Here is a 3,627-nt window from a genome sequence, read left to right as displayed (position 1 = left end):
CTTGGTCCATAAGAGAAACCTCTGTCGGCAAAGAAATGCGCTGGCAAGTACGCTCTGTTCCCAAGAATCTCCCACTTCAAGCGTTAGCTAAGTGGCGAGTAGTTCAAGAGACCCGCCTTTTGCAGCTCCCATTCTAATGCTATATAAGTTATTTTCCATTTTTTTCTTGTCCTCCGTTTTTGTAGGCATCTAGCTATTGAGGGAGCAATTGTACTTGTTAACAGACATAACCAAATAGGGAAGAAGAGGTGTTAATCTAAAAACTATGAATATAAGTCTCTCTTGTTCAGGTAACTATTCAGAGAGTTTTAGGTAGAATGATATTGTTAACCTTAATGAAATAAAAGTTAACAATATCATAGTAGTATTGTTAACCTTATATGTCAACAGGTTAATAATATGGAGGGTAAGAGGATTATTTGTAAACAGAAAAGGACTGCCCAAGTGACAGTCCTTACCTAATTTTTATCTACTTTCCGACAGAAGACTCTTTCCTCAATCGTTACGGTGGTGTACCCGAACGATAGGTAGGAGATGAATATTTTAGTGAATAATTGATTAAATTAGAGTAATACTCTATTCTCCACCAACTGAGAGTTTCGTAATCTTCAGGCTTGGTGAACCGAGGTAACCAGTGCCCATGATGCTAAAAGAAACATCATCGCCAATCGTTTCGACTTGATTTAATAGGTCAAAGAAGTTACCGGCAACAGTAATTTGATCGACTGGACGAGCAATGGCACCATTTTTAACTAAGTAACCGTTTGCTGCTAATGAGAAGTCACCTGAGATTGGATCAGCTCCTGAATGAAGACCTTGCAAGTCCGTAATTAATAGGGCTTCATCCTCTGCCTTGATTAGCTCATTTAAAGACTTATCTCCTGGCTCAATATACATGTTAGAAGGGGAGATGGAAATCGTTCCTTTATAAGAAGGTTTAAAGGCATGTCCAGTTGATTTTACCCCGTCCTTACGAGCGCTTTTTAAATTATGAAGGTATGTCTTTAACACCCCTTGCTCGACGACTTTTAATTGATGAGTGGCCACTCCTTCGCCATCAAAGCTTTGGCTGGCGGTCCCTGCTTTATAATGAGGGTCATCAATAATTGTAATGTTTGCCGCCCCAATCGCTTCATTTAATTTCCCAGCAAGCATCGATTTGCCTTTTTGAACATTTTCAGCTGAAAAACTAGAAGAGAATGCTTGTAATAAAGAAGCAGCAGCCGAGTTTCTTAAAATAATCGGATAGTTTTTACTTTTAATCGATGAGGCATTCATAAAGCTAAGGGCTTCATCAACGACTTCTTTTGCCATTTCTTTTGGTGAAAAGCTAGCGAAATCATCTGTTACCCAATATTTCATTGCACTTTTGAATTCTTCACCTGATTTGACGACAGCAGATAAGACGATGTAAACAAAATTACGCTTTTCCTGCTTTTCAAGTCCTTTTGTGTTAGCGATAAATGTCTCCCCATCACGTGATTCAAGGATACAATAGTTGACACTGTGAACTTTATCGCTTAATGCGAAACACTCCGCTTCCGCTTCTTTTAAAACGTTTATTTTCTCTTCGGCTTCTATCTTTGCAAGCTCATCAGAAAAGAAGGTGACATCCTCATAAGACTCTGAGCCAGGAAACAATTCTTCAGGGTCTTCATCTTCAATGACGGCTGCGTTGTCTGCTGCTTCCGTAATAAGGAAATCGATTTCAGTTTTATCTATTTTTTCTGTATAAGAATAGCCCATTTTGCCGTTTATTAACCCTCGAAAGGAGAGGCCACCTTCTACCGCAATTTGATAGGCATCAATTTCTCCTTTAAAAACTTGCGTATTAAATCGCTGTGAGGATTGATAATAAATTTCCATATCCGTAAAGCCTTTAGCGGTTCCTGCTTTGAATAGTTGTTCCTTAAATGCAACGATATCCATTATTCATTCCCCCTTCCGCCAACTGTGATTTCACTAACCCGAATCATCGGTTGACCGACATTTGCGGGAATCGAACCACTTGACGCCCCACACATTCCTTGACCGTGGGCTAATTTATCACCTACCATGTCAACTTTTTGTAATGTTTTCGGTCCATTCCCAATTAAAGTCGCTCCTCGAACAGGTTCGGCAATTTTCCCATTGCGGACGATATAACCTTCGTTGACGGCAAAATTGTAGTCACCGGTCGCTGGATTAACGGAACCACCACCCATATACTTGGCATAAATTCCAAATTCAGTGTTGGCAATAATTTCATCATGAGTCGATTTTCCAGGAGTAATGAATGTATTGGTCATTCGTGAAGTAGGAGCAAACTTGTAAGACTCTCGTCTACTAGAGCCAGTGGAGTCCATGTTCATCCGACGAGCCCCTAGTTTATCAATTAAATACCCTTTCAAAATCCCATTTTCAATGAGAACGTTTTTACGAGATTTTTCTCCTTCATCATCAATGTTGGCAGATCCCCATTCATTTGGTAGAGTTCCATCATCAATATAGGTAACGATTTCAGGAGCGACTCTCTCACCGATTCGATTGGCAAAAACCGAGTTGTTTTTCGCAACAGCGGTCGCCTCAAGACCGTGTCCACATGCTTCATGGAAAATAACCCCACCAAATTCATTATCAATGATAACTGGAAACTTTCCACTTGGGCATTCTTTAGCATTTAACATCGTCACTGCAATTCGAGCGGCTTCTTCCCCGTAATATTTCAGGTTAATCTCATCTAGGAATTCAAAACCTTTATGTGCTCCAGGTCCGTAAAAACCTGTTTGCATTTCTGTACCACGTGTGGCAACCGTTTGGGCCATAAAGCGTGTACGAATCCGACGGTCTTCGACAAAGGTTCCTTCAGAGTTTGCGATCAAAACATGTTGATCCTCATCCTGATAGCCAATCGATACTTGTGAAATGAGCTCATTAAACCCTTTGGCTGCGTGATAGATTTCTTTCATTTTCTCAATCTTGTTGCCTTTTGGAATTTCTCGAGGAATATGAATGATAGGATGGTGATTTTCAATCGATTGTTTTGTTAGATTAAGAGTGATTTCGTTAGGTATTCCAGTAATAGCGGCTGCTGCTTCTTTGGTGACAGCAAGTAATTTGTCGCGCTCATGTTCATTTGTATAAGCATAAACACTTTGTAACCCTTTTAAAATACGAATGCCAATTCCATAGTCTTTCCCAACCATACTCGTTTCCACTTTACCGCCAACTAGAGCGATATTGGTATTAAATCGGTCTTCCACAAATATCTCGGCAAAATCACCGCCAGTACTTAGGGCAGCTGTTATTAAATCTTCCACCAGTGCTTTTGATAACATAAAAGATCCTCCTTTAATATAAAGCGAAGCCTGTTCGGTCAGAAGCGAGAAAAAATTAGGGTTGGCATTTGAAGACGCACTTTGTCTTCCTAAAGACGAACCGATTTTTCTCGAGCTTCTAACAGGAGCAGCTAGATTAACCAAAAAGCGAAGTTCGTTTGGTCAGAAGCGAGAAAAAATACAGGACAGACTAAAAAGTCGCTTTTTGACTTTATAGGCGGGCCGATTTTTCTCGAGCTTCTAACGGACGTAGCTAGATTAACCAAAAAGCGAAGTTCGTTTGGTCAGAAGCGAGAAAAAGTACAGGGCA

General features: G+C 40.3%; 2 protein-coding genes. Both read right to left on the bottom strand.

From position 1 onward, the window contains the following. Positions 1 to 576: 576 nt before the first annotated feature. On the bottom strand, positions 577 to 1,929 hold the full coding sequence (locus BALCAV_RS20590; RefSeq protein ID WP_003321203.1) for a TldD/PmbA family protein: 1,353 nt from the start codon (positions 1,927 to 1,929) through the stop codon (positions 577 to 579). Beyond that, complete coding sequence (locus tag BALCAV_RS20585) at positions 1,929 to 3,317, bottom strand: TldD/PmbA family protein (RefSeq protein WP_003321204.1); 1,389 nt, start codon at positions 3,315 to 3,317, stop codon at positions 1,929 to 1,931. Before BALCAV_RS20585 ends, BALCAV_RS20590 begins: the two co-directional genes overlap by 1 nt. Between the last annotated feature and the right edge of the window lie 310 nt (positions 3,318 to 3,627).

Source organism: Alkalihalobacillus alcalophilus ATCC 27647 = CGMCC 1.3604, assembly GCF_000292245.2.
Classification (GTDB): domain Bacteria; phylum Bacillota; class Bacilli; order Bacillales; family Bacillaceae_D; genus Alkalihalobacillus; species Alkalihalobacillus alcalophilus.
Note: the sequence above shows the minus strand (reverse complement) of the source record. Positions and strands in the feature narration are given on the sequence as shown.